Source organism: Nonomuraea sp. B19D2, from assembly GCF_040137845.1.
Lineage (GTDB): Bacteria > Actinomycetota > Actinomycetes > Streptosporangiales > Streptosporangiaceae > Nonomuraea.
The window spans coordinates 515,281-531,968 of the sequence record NZ_JBEFAK010000001.1 but is presented as its reverse complement, the minus strand read 5'-3'; the positions used below and the strand labels follow the sequence as shown (position 1 = coordinate 531,968).

Sequence of the window (16,688 nt, the reverse complement as noted above, 5' to 3'; positions counted from 1 at the left end):
TCACCACCCCCCTGGCAGGTAGCCGTGGGCGGCGAGCTCTTCCAGGCAGGAGACCGGGGCGTGCGGGACGGCGGTGCCGTCGGGGCCCGGCACGAACACCTCGCTCGACAGGACGCGGCCGTCGACGCCGTTGACCTCGCGGATGCTGGAGACGTAGCGGCGCAGGGTGCCGCCGACGTTGTAGCCGTTGCGCTTCTCGATGAAGACGACGAAGTCGATGGCGCCCGCGATGAGCATGTGGGTGGCGTCGATGGGCAGGCGCTCGCTGGCCTGCAGGGCGTAGGTGGAGATGCGGTTGAAGACCTCCATGCTGGAGTTGGCGTGGATGGTCGACAGGGAGCCGTCGTTGCCCTGGGTCATCGCGTTGAGCATGGTGACGATCTCGTCGCCGAGGACCTCGCCGACGATGACGCGGCTGGGATTCATGCGGAGGGAGCGTCTGACCAGCTCGGCCATGGAGATCTCGCCCTGGCCCTCGGAGTTGGGCAGGCGCTGCTCGAAGGCGACCACGTTGGGGTGGAGCTCGGGGAACTGGTCGAGGCCCAGCTCCAGGGCGCGTTCGACGGTGATGAGGCGCTCGCTGGGCGGGATCTCGTTGGCCAGGGCTCTGAGCAGGGTGGTCTTGCCGGCGTTGGTGGATCCGGCGATCATGATGTTCTTGCGGGCGGCGACGGCGGCCGTCAGAAACCTCGCTATGTCCCGACTTATCGTGCCGTTGCCTGCCAAGTCGGACAGGAAGACCTTGCCGAGGCGGGCGCGGCGGATCGAGACCGCCGGCCTGACGGTGACGTCCATGACGGCGCTCAGCCTGGAACCGTCGGGGAGGCGCAGGTCGAGCTGCGGGTTGGCGGTGTCGAACGGCCTGCTCGACAGGCCCGAGTACGCCGCCAGGATCTGGATGAGCTCGATCAGCTCGTCGTCGGAGTCGGCGACCGGGTCCTGCATGACCTCCTGGCCGTCGGCGTAGCTGACGAACACCTTGTCGCAGCCGTTGATGTCGATGTTCTCGACCTCGGGGTCGTCGAGCAGCGGCTGCAGCCTCCCCACGCCGAACAGCGCGGCGTGGATGCCGGCGGCGAGCGCCTCTTCCTCCTCGACCGTGGGCGGCGTGCGGCCGAGGCCGATCTCGTTGCGGGCGTGCTCCTCGAGCACCTGGGAGATCAGCGCCCTGGCGAACTGGCGCTCGTCCTCCCCCGTCATCGGGGGCAGGCCGTTGGCCTGGTCGAGCCTGCGCTGGTGGGCCAGGCGGTCGCCGACCTCCTGGCGGAAGCGCTTGACGAGCGAGTGGTCGATCATCGATGGCTCACCAGCCTCGCCGCGAGGTCTCTTGCCGTACGGATGAGCAGGGAACGGTCGAGGCGGCCGCCCCACTGGCCGCGCAGCAGCTCGGCGCCCTTGGGGTCGTGCGCGAGGCCGTACACGTGCTGGACGGCCGGGCCGACGATCCTGCGCACGTCGTCGATGGAGGCGCGGTAGTTACGCGGGTCGGCGATCACGGCGACGCCGTGCGCCTTGGTGACCTGGAGGCGTTCGCGCAGGTGGGCGACGTGGTCGAGGGTGGCCCTGGTGAGCAGCACAACCTGCTCGGCCTCGGCGATCAGGTCGCCGAGCTGCGGGTGCGCGCCGAGGCGGCCGCAGTCGGCGATCACGTCGGCGTTCGGGATGGCGGCGAGCGACCTGCCCAGAGGCCCCCACATCCAGGTGAGCCCGGCGGCCTGCTCGCCGTGTGTCAGCCCGATCAGCACGTCGAGCCCTCCGACGATCTTCTGGGTGTGCTGGTGGATCTGGGCGGGCTCGAGCCCGCGCCGCGCCGTGGCGCCGAGCGTGAGCAGTCCCTTCGCCGGGTTGAGCACGCCGCCGTCCACGGCCGGGAGCCGGTAGGCGAGATCGCCGCCCGCCGGGTCGCATTCGGCCAGCAGCACGGGGCGCGGCCACACCGCCGCCAGGGCCGTCGCCGCAGTCGTCACACCCGGCGCGCCTTTGTCGGCGGCCAGTACGATCAGCGCCACGTCAGCGTGCCCCCGGTAGCTCGGCGACCGCGATCTCCCCGCTGGAGGCGAACGCCACCAATTCCGGCGATGCCGACGCATCCACCACCACAGTGATCTGGCCGGAGTTTCCCGTTCTGGACTTGTCGCCGACCGAGAAGACGAGCGCGCTTTCCGCGAGTACGCGTGTTTGCCCCTGGCTTGACCGGCTCGGCACGAATACCACCTGGACGCGGTCGCCCGGTTCCACTCCCGCGGGCATTTGCCCCGGCTTGAGCGACAATCCGACGGTCGCCTTTCCCTGGCTCAGCTCGGTGCTCGCCCTGACGCCCATCTTGTTCGTCAGCAGGGTGCCGGGAAGGATGGTGACGGCCGCGAAGCTGTTGGTCACCAGGCCGCGCTGCGACCAGCTCACGTAGTCGACGCCGCTGTCCGCCGCGATCTTGACCTCTTCGAGCGCCTGCTCGGTGAACTTCTGGCCTGCGCCGATCTGCTGGGTGACGCGGATGGCGGAGACCCGGTCGCCGCTGCGCAGCACGAGCAGGGTCGTGGCCAGCGCGCCGCCGAGTATGAGGAGAACGGCGAGGGCGGCCAGGGCCGGCTTGCGTTCTCGAGGGGGCACGGGGAGCTTGCGCGAGGCCGGGCCGGACAACCCCGCCGCCGCGTTGACGGCAGGCTTTTCACTGGTCCTCATGGGTGAGGGGCTCCCAATTGAATCGTGGAATTCCCCGCCATTATGTGGGGCCGGGCGTGCGCTCGTGGGCGGAATGCGAGGACCCATGCTTGTTTCGCAGGTGACCGGCGCCGACACGAAATAATCGATGCCTGTTGTTTCTATCGAGTTGACGGATGGCAATATTTCCGGCTAGCCGTCCCGTCAACAACGATTGTCACAATATTCACATCGTTTGACGCCCAGCCATGCCATTGCCGTCAACCGGCGGGCCTGATCCCGTTTCTGGCGCTAACTTTGGGCGCCCGAGGTCCGAGCGAGGAGACGACACCATGCGGATCATGCTCACCGTGCTCGGCGAGCAGGGGGACCGTGACGTCGTGATCGACGGTGACGACGGCGCCACCGTGGCGGCGGTGAGCGAGGCGCTCAGCGATCACGGGCCGCTGGCGCAGGTCGTACGCCTGCCCGGGGCGCGAGCACCCTATGGGATGTCGGCCGCCGGTGACCCGGGCGCCCGGGTGCCGCGCCCCCGCAGGGCGGAGCGGGCCGGCGTACCGGCGAAACACCGGGCCGTACCGGCGGGTCCCCGGGCGGGCGTGCCGGCGAACACCCCCGGGGCGGCGCCGGTGGTGTGGCGTGACGGCCGCCCGCTCGACCCCCGCGCCCCCGCCGTCGCCGTGCTGCGCGACGGCGACAAGGTCACCCTCGATCCGCGGCTGGCCCGCGCCACCGTCATCGAGGAGCCGGGCGGGGTGGCCGAGGTGCGCGTGGTGGGCGGTCCGGCGGCCGGGGCCGTACACCGGCTGGGCCTGGGCGTACACGTCATCGGCTCCGACCCGATGTGCGCCATGTCCACCGCCGACCCGGCGCTCGCCCCGGAGGCGGTGACCGTACGCGTGACGCCGGAGGCGATCACCGTCGAGCGCGCGTGGCGCCTGCCGGATGAGGCGCCGAAGCTCAAGCTCAAGGGCAGATGGGCCGAGGAGGTCGCCGAGCTCACCGCCAGGGTCGCGGAGCGGGAGGCGGCCGAGCTGGCCGCCGACTACGGCGAGGTACCCGAGCTCGACGGCCGGCCGCTCACCGAGCGCACGGAATGGCCCGATCAGGCCGTGCTGATTTGCGGTTCGTCGGTGTTCGTGCTGACGTCGATCGAGCCCAGGGACGCGCACCTGGCGCCCAGGAGCGAGGGCGGCGTCTCCTACAACCGCCCACCCAGGCTCCGGCGTCCCGAGCCGGAGCGCAAGTTCGTCAAGCCGAAGGAGCCGTCCAGGAACGAGGGCCTGCGCCTCCAGCTGCTCGCCGCCTTCCTGCCCGCCGTGCTCGGCCTGACGCTGGCGATCGCCCTGAAGCAGTGGTACTACCTGCTCGTCGCCCTCATGACCCCGGTCATCATGATCGGCCAATGGTGGAGCGACCGCCGCCACGGCAAGAAGCAGCACAAGAAGGCGATCAAGGAGTACAACGCGCAGCTCCAGGCGTACGACGAGGCCGTCGAGCAGGCGAGAGCGGCGGACGAGGCGGCGCGCAGGTCGGACGCGCCTGACCCCGCGCAGGTTCTGCTCACGGCCACGGGGCCGCGCAGGCGGCTGTGGGAGCGCAGGATCCACGACTCCGACGCGCTCAGGCTCAGAGTGGGGCTCGCCGACCTGCCCGCCGACCTGGAGCTGTCGGAGGAGCAGGGCGGGCCCATCGACCCGCCGATGTGCCACTCGGTGCCCGTGGCGCTGCCGATGCGCCGGCTGGGCGTGGCGGGCGTCACGGGCCCGCGTACGGCGGCGACCAGCCTCGCGAGCTGGCTGATCGCCCAGGCGGCGACCCTGCACAGCCCGCGCGACCTGGCCATCGTGGTCGTGTCCGCGCACGCCGACGGCGAGCGCCGCTGGGGCTGGATGCGCTGGCTGCCGCACTGTACGCCGCGCGCCGGCGAAGAGTGCGTGGTGCTGGCCGGCACCGATCCCGAGTCGGCCGCCCGCCGCGTCTCCGAGCTCGCCGCCCTCATCGACGAACGCCAGAACACCTCGATCCCCGAGCTGGGCAAGATCCCCACCGGCTGGGACGACCTGGGCGGCCCGGAGAAGCCCACGTTCTCCTCCTACGACGTGCGCCCGTACGACGTCCTGGTGATCCTCGACGGCGCCCAGGTCCTGCGCGGCCTGCCGAACATGCCCCAGGTGCTGCGCCAGGGGCCGCGTTCCGGGGTGTTCACGCTCGCCATCGACGACGACCAGCGCCTGCTGCCCGAGGAGTGCCAGACCGTGGCCGCGTGCGGCAGCGACGGTCTCGTCCGCCTGCGCGGCGGCGGCCTCGACGTCATCGGCCCCATCCTGGGCGACCTCGTCTCACCCACCTGGTGCGACCGCCTCGCCCGGGCCCTGTCCCCGATCCACGACGTGAGCAGGGACGACGCGTCGGGCAACCTCCCGGACGCCGTCCGCCTGCTCGACCTGATGGGCCTGTCCAACCCGACCGGCCGGGAGCTGGCCGCCCAGTGGCGCGACCACGGCTGCACGCAGGCGCTGATCGGGGTCGGCCCGGACGGCCCGTTCTCGGTGGACCTCAAGCTCGACGGCCCCCACGGACTGATCGCGGGCACCACGGGCGCGGGCAAGTCGGAGCTGCTGCAGACGCTGATCTGCGCGCTGGCGGTGGCCAACCGGCCGGACCAGCTCACGTTCGTGCTGATCGACTACAAGGGCGGCGCCGCCTTCAAGGAATGTGTACGCCTGCCGCACACGGTCGGCATGGTCAGCGACCTCGACAGCCATCTGACACAGCGTGCCCTCGACTCGCTGGCCGCCGAGATCCGCCGGAGAGAGCGCCTGCTGCTGGCGGCCGGGGCCAAGGACATCGACGACTACACGGGTCCGGCGATGCCGCGCCTGGTGTTGATCATCGACGAGTTCGCCGCACTCGTGGCCGAGCTGCCCGACTTCGTCACGGGCCTCGTCGACATCGCCCGCCGGGGCCGCTCGCTGGGCATCCACCTCATCCTCGCCACCCAGCGGCCCGCCGGCGTGGTCACGGCCGACATCCAGGCCAACACGTCGTTGCGCATCGCGCTGCGCGTGACCGAACCCGCCGAGTCGGCCGACGTCATCGACCTGCCCGACGCCGCCCACATCGCCAAGTCGACACCCGGCCGCTGCTACGTGCGTTCCGGAGTGGGGGCGGCCACCGCCGTGCAGACGGCCCGGGTCGGCGGCCGCAGCCCCGCGTCACCGGCCCATTCGAGCGGCCCGTTCGCGGCGCCGAGTGCCGATGTCCGGGTGCTCGAGGTGACCTGGCGCTCCCTGGGCAAGCCCCTGCCCCGGCCCCCCGAGCCGGAAGAGGACTCGACGGCGACAGACCTCACCCTGGTCGCCGACGCCCTCATCGAAGCCACCCGCCTGGCCGCCGTCCCCGTACAACCCAGCCCCTGGCTGGACCCCCTCCCCACCCAGTTCGTCCTGGACCTCCCGGAACACTCTCCACATTCGGGGGAGTTCGTCGAGGTGGCGCCGTTGCCGTTCGGCCTGACAGACCGTCCGTGGGCGCAGGACCGGCACCCTCTGGCGCTCGACCTCGCCCACGGCGGCCACCTGCTCATCGCGGGCGCCGCCCGCTCCGGCAGATCGACGGCGCTGCGTACGATCGCGGGCTCCATCGCGGCCCACGCGTCGCCGGGGGACGTACACGTCCATGCGGTCGACTGCGGCTCGGGCGCGCTCCTGCCCCTGATGGCGATGCCGCACTGCGGCGCCGTCGTGACCCGTGACCAGCTCGACCGGGTGGAGCGCCTGCTCGCCCGCCTCCGTGCCGAGGTGGGCCGCCGCCAGCAACTCCTGGCCGAGGCCGGGCACGCGTCCCTGGCCGAATACCGCCAAGCCGGACACCGCCTGCCCTGGCTGGTGTTCATGCTGGACCGCTGGGAGGGCTTCGTCGCCGCCTTCGAGGGCTACGACTACGGCCGGCTGATCGAGGCGCTGCTCCAGCTCCTGCGCGAAGGCCCGGCGGTGGGGCTGAGGGCCGTGGTCACCAGCGACCGTTCCGGCCTGCTCGGCCAGGTGTCGACGGTCTTCGACGACCGCCTGCTGCTCCGCCTCTCGGACCCCGCCGACTTCGGCTTGGCGGGCTTTCCCCTGAAGGGTCTGCCCTCGTCGATGCCGCCCGGCCGGGCCCTGTCGATGGGCGAGCACGGCATCGTCGAGCACCACATCGCCCTGCTCTCCCCCGATCCTTCAGGCCCGGCACAGGTGGCGGCCCTCCAGTCCCTGTCCCGCACCGCCGCCAGCGGTGAATGGCATTGGGAAGGGGAGCCGCCGTTGCGGGTGGACGCGCTTCCGCTGCGGATCACGGCATCCCAGGCGATCGCCCTGGACACGACGTTCACGCCCCCGTCCCCCTTGTGGGCGCTGGTCGGTGCCGGAGGCGACGCTCTCGCGCCGCTCGGGCTCGATCTGCTGGCCCACGGGCCCGGGGCGGTGATCGCCGGTCCGTCCCGCTCCGGCCGCTCCTCGGTCCTGCTGACGGCCGCTCACTCGCTGATCGCCCAGGGCACGCCCGTCATCGCCGTCACGCCCCGGCGTAGCCCGTTGCGGGAGCTGGACGGGGCGCTGGCCGTGCTGGACGGCAACGCCACGAACCTGGCCGAGCTGGTCGCGGACCTGCGGCACTACGTCGTGCTGGTGGACGATGCCGAGCTGGTCAATGCGGACGCCCCGCTGGGGATGGCGTTGGAGGAGGTGCTCCGGTCGGGCAGGGACGGCGATCACGGGCTGCTGATCGCCGGGGCGACTGGGGATCTGGCCGTCGCGTATCGCGGGTTCGTGGCCGAGACGCGTAAGTCCCGTACCGGGGTGCTGCTGGCGGTCCAGAGTCAGGCCGACGGCGACATCTTCTCGATCCGCCTCCCGCGCGGGACAGTGGGAGGTCCGCCTGGGCGCGGCTTCCTGGTGAGGACGGGCAACATCACTCCCATCCAGGCGGCTCTTCCCGGCGACGGCTGACGTGCGGCCACTCCTCAGGGCTCGTCGGCGGGGAGGGTGAAGAAGCGCACGTACACGGGGCGGGCGTCCGGCGGGGCCTCTTCCGCTGTGCGGCTGTACTTGAGCAGCAGGGCGACGTACTCGTCGTGGAACCGGCTCAGCTCCTCCTTCGTCACGCGGGCCAGCCCTCTGGAGCCCTTGGCCCAGTCCGGGTCGGCGCGGTAGGCGGCGGGGAAGCGTTCCATGAGGGCGCGGTCCTCCTCGAAGCCGATCCGGTGGAACTCGGCCAGGACCGCGCGGTCCTCCGGGGCCACCTGGTCGGGGGTCGGGGCGCGCAGGTCCCTGGGGAACTTGGCGCGGCGCCACCAGCGTTCGCGGCCTGACGAGCGCTCGGGGATCTCCTCGATGAAGCCGTACTTCTCCAGTTGCCGGAGGTGGTAGCTGGTCGTGCCGGTCTTGGCGCCGAGCAGCTCGCCGAGGGTGGTCGAGGTGGCGGGGCCGTGGATGTTCAGGTGGGTCAGCATGCGGCGGCGCATGGGATGGGCCAGGGCCTTCAGCCTGCCCGGGTCATTGAGGATGAACGGCTCGTCAGCGTCCGGCGTCGGGTCCTCGTCCTTCATGAGGAGGAGGGTAGTACTCCAGAACGATATCTGCAGACTTTCCTTTGCCGAGAACTCTCTGCAGAGTATGTTCGGCGATATGCGAATGATTGTTGCGGTCCTCGCCGCCCTCCTCTTAGCGCTCGCTCCCGCCGCCGCCCAGGCCGTCGCCGGCCCCGGTGCGCAGACGTCGCTTGACGTGCCCGACGATCTGGTGGCGAGCGAGGTGAGTTTCCGGGGAAGCGGCGGGCTGGTGCTGCACGGAAGTGTGATCAGTCCGGCAGGGGCCCGGAGCGGGCGGGCCGGGGTCGTGCTGGTGCACGGGGCAGGAACTGGGACGAAGCGGGAGAAGCTACTGGTCGAAGCCGTGGCGTTCGCCCGGCAAGGGATGTCGGTGCTGGTCTACGACAAGCGCTCCGAGGGGTACTCCCTGTTCAAGAGGTCCTACTCGCAGCTGGCCGACGACGCGCTGGGAGCCGTGGGGACGCTGCGGAAGCAGCCCGGGGTCGATCCGGCGAAGGTCGGCATCTGGGGGCTCAGCGAGGGCGGGTGGGTGGCGCCGATCGCGGCGTCGCGGTCCGCGGACATCTCCTTCGTGATCCTCGTGGGCGCCAACGCGCTGCATCCGCTGCGGCAGCAGGCCTGGGCGGTGGCGGCCGGGCTGCGGAAGGCGGGAGTGGAAGGGGCGCTCGTCGACCAGGCCGAGCCCAGGCTGTACCGGGTGATCGCGGATGGGGGGATGTTTCCCGAGCCCCACTACGATCCGGAGCCGGTCATCGCGAGCGTACGACAGCCTGTGCTGGGGATCTGGGGCGTGCACGATCTGCTGACGCCTCCCCGGGAGACGCCGCCCATCTTCGCGAAGGCTCTCGAAGAAGGCGGGAACCGGCGGTACACGTTCCGGTTCTTCGCCGACGCCGACCACGCCGCGCACCGGACGCCCGACGGCGGGGTCACGCGGTTGCCCGAGCTCGCCCCCGGCTACGCGGAGCTCGTCGGCGGCTGGGTGGGAGAGGCGACCTCGGGTCGGGCACCCGTGGCGCGGGTGTCGGGTCCGGCGCCGGTTCAGGCGCACGACTCCGTGCCGGTGCCGCCCACCGCGTGGTGGGAGTCGGCGGTCGTGCAGCTCGGGGCGCTGGTGTTGGTCCTCGTCGCGTTCGGCGGGTATCCCGTGGTGGCCCTGGCGCGCCGGGTGCGGCGGCGCCGCGGCGCGCCGCCGCTGAAGGTGGCACGGCTGGTCAGCGCGGGCGGTCTCGTGGCGGTGGCCGGCGGGTTCTGCTACCTGTTCTACGTGATCATGACCGGGGGCAAGCTGGCCGCGCCGGGCCCTCTGGTGGCGGGCAGGCCGCTGGTCTGGGTGGCGTTGCAGGTGATCTCGGTCGTGACGCTCGTGGCCGCGGGCATGACGGCGGCAGGACTGCGGCGGGTGACCGAGGGCGGCGAGAGGGCACGGCTCGGGGTTCTCCTCGCGGGCGCCGCGGTGTTCCTGCCGTGGGCGCTGTACTGGGGACTGCTGATGCCATAGAGGCATGCGCTCTATGCTGATCCTGACGATACGGGAGAGGTGAGATGCAGACCGGGAAGGACCTCTACCAGGCCCACAAGCTTATGCAGCAGCGCATGGGAATGGCGCTGCTGCAGGCCGAGCCGGACGTGCCCGAGTCACCCATGCGGCGGCTCAACACCGCCATGCTGATCGGGCTCGTGCTGGCCGTCGTCGTGGCCGCCGGATTCGGGATCTGGGGGCTGATCAAGCCGGGAAACGCGACCAAGCTCACCGAGCCCGGCCAACTGCTGGTAGAGGAGGAGACCGGCGCCGCCTATGTGTACAGCGAGCAGGAGGGCAAGCTGCTCCCGGTGGCCAACTACGTCTCGGGGAGACTGCTGCTCGACGGCTCGGCCGAAGTCAAATCCCGTAACGTCACCGCAGCGTCGTTGGCGAAGTTCAGCAGGGGCAGGATGGTCGGCATCCCCGGCGCCCCCTCTTCGCTGCCCGACAAAAAGCGGCTGATCCGCGGCCCCTGGTCGGTATGTGTGGCGGCCGACGGCAGCGGTAGGCCGTACGTCTCCCTTGTGGGCGGGCAGAACGTCGGCGGCACACCGCTCTCGGGGAGCACGGCGATGGTGGTCGGCACCGGGCAGCAGACCTATGTGGTGTGGAACAACCAGAAGTTCGAGGTTCCGCAGCCGCTGGTCAGAGTGGTGAGCAATGGCGGCCGGCCGCGCCAGATGCCCGCGTCCTGGCTGAACGCCATCCCCACCGGTCCGCCGTTCACCACGCCTTCGATCCCGGACCGCGGCAAGGTGACGACCGCGCCGGGCGGCCGCAGGGGCCGGATCGGATGGATCTACACTGTGCCGGCCGTAGCGGGCGCGGAGGCGCGCTGGTACGTCCTGCTCGCCGATGGCCTCGCCCCGATCCTGCACACCCAGGCCGAGATGCTACGCCAGGACCCGGCCAGCAAGACGGCGTATGGCAGGGCTCCGGTGACACCGTTCCAGATCGACGCGGCCACCGCCAACGCCACGCCCGTGTCCAAGACCGAGCTGCGCGTGGGCGGCCTGCCCACGACGATGCCACGAATGATCTCGCCTGCCGCCTCGGCGCCGCTGTGCGCGGTCTACGCCAACGCCGACAAGGGCTCGACGCGAGCCACGATCACCGTGGGCAACAGTCTGCCCCTGCCCGCGCCCAGGACCTCCGGCAACACCCAGGAGAACGTCAGCCAGGTGCTGCTGCCGCCGGGTGGCGCCGCGCTGGTCGGCTTGCTTCCTGGCGAGGGACAGCTCGGCTCGATCACGAACTATTACCTGATCACCGACCAGGGGATCAGATTCGGCCTACCGACCGCCGACGTGCTGGGCAAGCTGGGCTACGCCGCACAGGATGCCTCCCCGCTGCCCAGCCACCTCATCCATCTGGTGCCGCCGGGGCCCGACCTGGATCCGGCAGCGGCAAGAAACCCCGTGCAGGTCACCGCGCCGGGACCACTCACGTCACCCAGTCCCCAACAGTGATCAGTCAGTTAACCGACAGCAGAAGGCGCGATCTTCCTCTCGGTCGGCGGCGTCTACAACACCGTGGCGGGAGCGGCATTGCGCAGGGTTCTCCCCGGCAGCAGCAGTCCCAGGCTCACGCCGGCCCTCGGGTCGTTCGGCTCTGTGGCGTCCGCCCGGCGCGCCGACTCTCCCGCCACCGCCATCGGTTCCCGAGCAGATCGCAGTCCGGCATTCCGCGACCCTGTCGGGACATCGCCAGACGGGTGTACGGCGATGGCAACAAGTGGCGGGTTACCTACAACGCCGACCTCGACATCATCGGCGACGATCCCAACGCGCTCGTCTCCGGGCAGCAGTTGAGGATTCCCAAGCTCGACACCTGATCAGCGGCCTGTTCGAAATCCTCTTCGATCCGCCGGATGGATGCTCAGCACGCGTCCGGACGCGTCGGTGGTGATTCGCACGTTCCCTTCGGCGCTTTCCCCTTCGCCGACGATCACGTCCAGCTCCGCCCTGGCGTCCTGCACCCGCCGTGCCGCCCGCTCGACGGCGTACGCAGCGTTGTCCAAATCCTCGAATCTGAACTCATGTGCGTCCCCATATCCGGAACTCTGCCAGTCAGGCCAGGCCCAAGATGCTACCGAGGCCCGGCTTCTGCACGTCCTGCATATCCTGCATGGCCTTATTGGTCTGCGCTTCCTGGTCCTCACCGAAGCCGCCCGCATCGTTATTGAACGCGATCTTCGGGAACTCGTCCGCCGCTTGGGCGTATTGCTTGTCGGCGAAGTTCTTGGCGAGCGAATGGAACGACTTATGAATCATGAACATAACCAGCAGCGCGCCGGCGACAAAAAAGAGCTTCCTCCTCGTGACGCCCTTCAGCACGTTTTGCAGCCGAGTCAGAATGGCGGTCGCCGCTGCGCTGACGGCAGCCTTGGTGGGGGGCGTGAGGGCCATCCTGCCGGCAGCCGAGAGCCCCCACAGAATCGCCGGCGCACCCACGCCAAGGAGAATAGCCGAGAGAAAGAGCGTTGCCGTGGAGCCGTACAGGTTTCCCGCCTCCGTGCTGCTGACCTGCAGCTTGTCGATCCCCTCACGGATCTTGGCGTACTCCTCCTTGAAGTAATCGGCGGCCTTGCCACCCCAAGTCCCATCCTCAATCTTCCGCAGAATGTCGTCGAGAGATCGGGTCAGGTTGTCGAGATTATAGTTCTCCCCGCCGGTGGCGGCGCTCTGCAACTGGGACTTCACCTTGTGGATGTCACCGGTTTGCGCCATAAAGGTGAGCAGTATCAACGGAATATAGCGAGCCATGTTTTTCTGGATTGGCTCCATCATCGCCACGGCAGCAGTAGAGGACAACACCGTGCCATGACTGATTCGCGCTCCAGATTCATACACAGCCGCACCAAATCCTTACACTAAGTTTCATGCGTGACTGTTCCCCCATCGAGGGACGGAACATCATCAAGTCCGTAGTCGCTCTCCTCGCCGACCAGCTGCGGGCCACCCTGTTTGTTGCGATCCTGTCCTTGCTGGCCGCCGATCGGCGGCATCATCCCCATCGGCATGCCGCCCATCCCCATCCCCGACATGCCATTCGGACCGCGCAGGGCCGAGGCCGCGTTGCCGGCCGGCCCCCCGTTCACCCCAGTACCCGTCCCGACGGAGGGTTCGATCCCGGTCGGGATCAGGGTCGACCGAGCTGGGCCGGTGGGGCTGATGTTCGGCGTCGAGAAGTCCGCGGGGTTGGCGTTCGCCAGGCGGGCCACGTTCGGATCGACCTTCGGCATGTCGGTGTTCATGCCCGGCGTGTTGATGCCCGGCGTGTTCACGTCCGGCGTCGGTATATCTGGCGTGTTCATGCCCGGCGTGTTCACGTCCGGCGTCGGTATATCTGGCGTGTTCATGCCCGGCGTCGGCATATCCGGCGTGTTCACGCCCGGCGTCGGCATATCCGAGGTGTTCGGGGTGAGCCCGTCGAGATTGCTGTTCGGGTTGATGCCGTTGCCGATATCCCCGACCCCGTTGCCAGGGTTGATGCCCGTGTTGCCCAGGCCGTTCATGCCGTTGGCACCGTACTTCGACGGGTCGAAGTTCGCGCTGTTCACGCCGGAACCGAAGTCCGGGACGCCTCCGCCATCGAAGTTGATCCCTTTACCGTCCCCGTTGCCGCCCCCGTTGCCGTCCTTGTTGCCCCCATTGTCGCCGTTGGCCTGCTCGGCAGTCGTGTAGTACGTGTCGCCGTCCTTCAGCGCCTTCTTCATCGAGTCGATCGTGCCGCTGAGGGCCTTCCACGCATCGGCCGCCTGGGCGAGCACATGATCGGAGATCGACCCCAGCTCCAGATGGAAGGCCGGGCCGAACCCCGGATACCCGATGTTGATGCCCCTGGTCGTCTTCTCGACATCCGTGGCGAGGTCCATTGGGGCATTGAACAGGCCCATCAGCTCGCTGAAGTACGACTCGTCGTGCTTGTAGCCCTCGCCGGGCCCGAACGGAGTCATTCCTGGGATGTTGGCCAGTCCGGCTTGGTTGGCCGCGTAGGCGTTCTCGACACCGGGCAGGTAAGCCCCGTTCATACTGGTGTTCGAACTTGCCATGTTCGCGCCGTTGGCGTTGGCCTGGTCTGACGCGCCGCCGCCAGAGTTCGCCACGGCAACCTCCCCTGTCGCGACCCCACTGGCCCCAGAAATCACATCACATCCCACTGTACGGGCTCACAAGCCACGCCGTACAGCTCTATCAACACAAACGTGAACGAAACGCCCAGCTGCGCGTATCTATAATGGCGGTCATCCACGCCACCGACCCTGCACTTCTGCCCCGGCCATCGAGCCCTCGGCCGCTTCGACGAACCCATGGGCCTGTCGGAGGCCGATCTTCCAGGACCGCTGAAGGGTCTCGCCCGGCTGGTGGCCGGCGTCGATTTCTTCGGCACGCCGGAGGGCTTGAGGATCATGACCCGCGCGCTGCGTATGGGCCGCCACGTTCGGCACGTGAGACCCTGCACCGGCTCTTCGTCGCCGCAGCCGGCTGGCACAAGCACGGCTACGAAGTCGACCCCGACCGGCGGCGGCAGGAGCTGCACGCGGCACTGGATGCGGATGATCCTGCTCTGGTGGCCATTGGCCCTGATGGACCACGTGGTTAACCACCCGGACCAGATGCGGCTATGGGCTCGTCACCCGCAGTTCGCCCAGCTCACACTGGTGCTGCCGTGCGAGGTGGAACCCGAGTACTTCACGCACTTGCCCGCCGCCTTCAGCTTGACCGGACCCGCATAGTACTCGTAGTTACCACTGTCGCTCGTGCCGTCCGGGCTACCGCCCTGGACGTAGAGCGTTGCGCTGACCGGCGTACTCGTGCCCACGTCCTTCGTCTTCATGGTCACCACGCAGTTCTGCTGCGTGGTGTTGCTCCAGAGTTGGTAGGTGACACCACCGGCGAACGCGCTCGACCGCTGTACGGAGAATCCCGCGCCGCAGACCTGGGTCGGCGAGTAAGGGTTCTTCTGCTCCTGGGTCGGAGTGGGCTTGGGCGTCGTCGGTCTCGGACTCGGCTCCGCACTCGGCTGCTCGTCCCGCTGGTCCTGCGTCTGCGTGGGCGTGGGCTGTTCCTCCGTACGCGACGGGCTCGACGTCACAGTGACCGTCCTGGTCGGCTGCGGGACGGGTGAGGGCTCGGTGGACGGCGGCTGCGTTGGCCGCGTCGTCACCACCGGCGGACTCTGGACCGGCGGGCTCTGGACCGGCGGAGTCTGGACTGGAGGCGGCGTGGGACGCCCGGTCAATGCGGGATTCGTCGGCACCATCGTCTGCCACTCGTTGGGCAGGTTCATTGGGAGCGGCGAGTCATCGGGCGCGGCCGTGGTCGCCCATGGCGCGGTCACCTGCGGCTCGGGCTGACGCTGGGAGGGCACGTCCCCGGTGGGCGACGGTACGGGTACCGGCTGGCCGACCGCCGGGGCCGACGAGGGGGCGTCCGCGGCGCCTTTCTTGCCCAACTCGTCCGCTGCCGCCGCCGCTTGGAAACCCTGGCTGTTGACGTACGCTCCCGCGCCCCAGAGCCCGGCCGCGCAAAGCACTATCGCACCTACCGCGGCCACCAGAAGCACGGGGAAGTTCTTGCGCGGCTGCGAACTCCCCTTCGACTGGAGCAGCGTGGTTCCTGGTGGCGCGCCGCCACCGCCGTGCGATGGCTGTGCACCCAGAGCTTCCTGGCCGGCCGGCTGGTCCGGCAGCGCGGGTGCCTGCCACATCTGCGCTGTCTGTGGCGGTTCGCCTGCCTCCGTGGGCAACGGCAACGGCATCGTCACGCCTTCGAGCGCCGGGCCACTCCACGACCCCACCTGGCCGGCGGGCACACCGTGGGCACCCGGGCCGCCGGGCGTGCCCGGACCACCGGGCGTACCCGGACCACCGGGCGTACCCGGACCACCGGGCGCGCCGAAAGGTCCGCCGTAGACCGGCCCCCCGGCAGGTCCACCTGACATCGGCCCCGCCGGGGGTGCCAACCCCGGCCCCGCCATTCCGCCCGGAGGCACGGGCGGTCCGGAAAGCACCGGCTCCCCGGGGAAGCCCTGAACGCCCAGACCACCGGGGACACCGGGACCGGCCGCCATGCCGGGGGCCACTGATCCAGCGCCGCCAGTGACACCCGTAGCCGCCGCTAAACCCGCCGCACCCGGAGTCGAGACGGCGGGGGCGCTGGCGACCAGAGTGTCAGCGGACTTGTCGCCGAGGAGCATGAGCATCGCGCTGTGCGCCGTGGGGCGCTTTGTGACGTCCTTGGCCAGGCAGGACACCACCACGCGGCGGAGCGGCTGGCGGATGTCGCCGAGGTCGGGCTTTTCTGTCAGGACGGCGTCGCCGTCGGCGAACGGAGCTTTGCCCGTGGCCGCGAAGACCATAGCGGCCGCCCAGGAGAAGATGTCGGTCGACGGACCTGACGGTTCGCCGCGGATCAGCTCTGGGGCCTGGTAAGGGGTGCGCTCGATAGGTTCGCCCACGCCTAGGTCTAGAAGGCGCGGACCATCGGGCTTGAGAACGATGTTGTGCGGGGTGATGGCGCGGTGCACGATCCCAGCGAGCCGTACGACCGTCAGGGCCGTGAGCGTACCGACCGCGACCCGTTCAATGGCGTCACCGGTGAGCGGGCCGTCCGCTTCGACGACTTCGTGGAGGGTTGGCCCTTCCACATACTCGCGCACAAGGTAGGGACGCTTGTCGAGCCAGCCGGCGCCGATGGTGCGAGCGGCGTATGAACTCGCCACGCGTTCGCCGGCGGTGAGCCGGTCGAGCACGGCGTCGTTCTTCTGCTGGACGGCGGGGAGCAGCTTGATGACGACTCGTTCATCGCCACGCTTGCCTAGATAGACAGGGCCGCGTAAGCCTTCGCCGACCAACCCCGCAATCTCAAATTCTCCAACCCTCTTCGGGTCGTCAGGCCGCAAGGGGGC

Annotated in this window: 11 protein-coding genes; 3 read left to right on the top strand and 8 right to left on the bottom strand. The window is 69.6% G+C overall.

The features are described from left to right. From ABN273_RS02610 to ABN273_RS02600, 3 genes are read right to left on the bottom strand one after another with little or no spacing between them, the layout of a single operon-like run. Complete coding sequence (locus ABN273_RS02610; RefSeq protein ID WP_349446959.1) at positions 1 to 1,296, bottom strand: TadA family conjugal transfer-associated ATPase; 1,296 nt, start codon at positions 1,294 to 1,296, stop codon at positions 1 to 3. Next, entirely contained in the window at positions 1,293 to 2,009 is a 717-nt protein-coding gene (locus ABN273_RS02605) for a hypothetical protein (RefSeq protein ID WP_349446958.1), read from the bottom strand. The genes ABN273_RS02610 and ABN273_RS02605 overlap by 4 nt, the downstream gene beginning before the upstream one ends. 1 nt (position 2,010) lies before the next feature. Then, a complete protein-coding gene (locus tag ABN273_RS02600; RefSeq protein WP_349446957.1) occupies positions 2,011 to 2,682 on the bottom strand; it encodes a hypothetical protein in 672 nt (223 codons plus the stop codon). 311 nt (positions 2,683 to 2,993) lie between these two features. Between ABN273_RS02600 and ABN273_RS02595 the strand changes: the two genes are divergently transcribed. Then, positions 2,994 to 7,649, top strand: a complete 4,656-nt coding sequence (locus tag ABN273_RS02595; protein WP_349446956.1) for an FtsK/SpoIIIE domain-containing protein — start codon at positions 2,994 to 2,996, stop codon at positions 7,647 to 7,649. A 14-nt stretch (positions 7,650 to 7,663) separates the two neighbouring features. Here ABN273_RS02595 and ABN273_RS02590 read toward each other — a convergent pair whose 3' ends face one another. Beyond that, entirely contained in the window at positions 7,664 to 8,248 is a 585-nt protein-coding gene (locus ABN273_RS02590; RefSeq protein WP_349446955.1) for an ArsR/SmtB family transcription factor, read from the bottom strand. A gap of 79 nt (positions 8,249 to 8,327) precedes the next feature. Here ABN273_RS02590 and ABN273_RS02585 point away from each other — a divergent pair, with 79 nt between their 5' ends. Together ABN273_RS02585 and eccB are read left to right on the top strand one after the other, a co-directional pair. Next, positions 8,328 to 9,752 carry an alpha/beta hydrolase family protein gene (locus ABN273_RS02585; protein WP_349446954.1) on the top strand — a complete coding sequence of 475 codons (1,425 nt, stop codon included), beginning with the start codon at positions 8,328 to 8,330 and terminating at the stop codon, positions 9,750 to 9,752. A 44-nt stretch (positions 9,753 to 9,796) separates the two neighbouring features. Beyond that, positions 9,797 to 11,245 carry a type VII secretion protein EccB gene (gene eccB / locus ABN273_RS02580; protein WP_349446953.1) on the top strand — a complete coding sequence of 483 codons (1,449 nt, stop codon included), beginning with the start codon at positions 9,797 to 9,799 and terminating at the stop codon, positions 11,243 to 11,245. Between the two features lie 365 nt (positions 11,246 to 11,610). Here eccB and ABN273_RS02575 read toward each other — a convergent pair whose 3' ends face one another. From ABN273_RS02575 to ABN273_RS02560, 4 genes are all read right to left on the bottom strand, one after another. Further along, on the bottom strand, positions 11,611 to 11,796 hold the full coding sequence (locus tag ABN273_RS02575; protein ID WP_349446952.1) for a YbaB/EbfC family nucleoid-associated protein: 186 nt from the start codon (positions 11,794 to 11,796) through the stop codon (positions 11,611 to 11,613). 49 nt (positions 11,797 to 11,845) lie between these two features. Further along, the gene (locus tag ABN273_RS02570) at positions 11,846 to 12,571 is read right to left on the bottom strand and encodes a hypothetical protein (RefSeq protein WP_349446951.1); all 726 of its coding nucleotides are present in this window, start codon (positions 12,569 to 12,571) and stop codon (positions 11,846 to 11,848) included. 77 nt (positions 12,572 to 12,648) lie between these two features. Further along, positions 12,649 to 13,884: a hypothetical protein gene (locus ABN273_RS02565; RefSeq protein WP_349446950.1), complete on the bottom strand. Its 1,236-nt coding sequence runs from the start codon at positions 13,882 to 13,884 to the stop codon at positions 12,649 to 12,651. 527 nt (positions 13,885 to 14,411) lie between these two features. Further along, positions 14,412 to 16,634, bottom strand: coding sequence for a serine/threonine protein kinase (locus ABN273_RS02560; protein ID WP_349446949.1), 2,223 nt, complete (start codon positions 16,632 to 16,634; stop codon positions 14,412 to 14,414). Positions 16,635 to 16,688: the final 54 nt, after the last annotated feature.

Bases quoted from the DNA above. Each gene is read 5' to 3' on its own strand.
- ABN273_RS02610 (WP_349446959.1), bottom strand. From the start codon at position 1,296: ATGATCGACCACTCGCTCGTCAAGCGCTTCCGCCAGGAGGTCGGCGAC.
- ABN273_RS02600 (WP_349446957.1), bottom strand. From the start codon at position 2,682: ATGAGGACCAGTGAAAAGCCTGCCGTCAACGCGGCGGCGGGGTTGTCC.
- ABN273_RS02595 (WP_349446956.1), top strand. From the start codon at position 2,994: ATGCGGATCATGCTCACCGTGCTCGGCGAGCAGGGGGACCGTGACGTC.
- ABN273_RS02590 (WP_349446955.1), bottom strand. From the start codon at position 8,248: ATGAAGGACGAGGACCCGACGCCGGACGCTGACGAGCCGTTCATCCTC.
- ABN273_RS02585 (WP_349446954.1), top strand. From the start codon at position 8,328: ATGCGAATGATTGTTGCGGTCCTCGCCGCCCTCCTCTTAGCGCTCGCT.
- eccB (WP_349446953.1), top strand. From the start codon at position 9,797: ATGCAGACCGGGAAGGACCTCTACCAGGCCCACAAGCTTATGCAGCAG.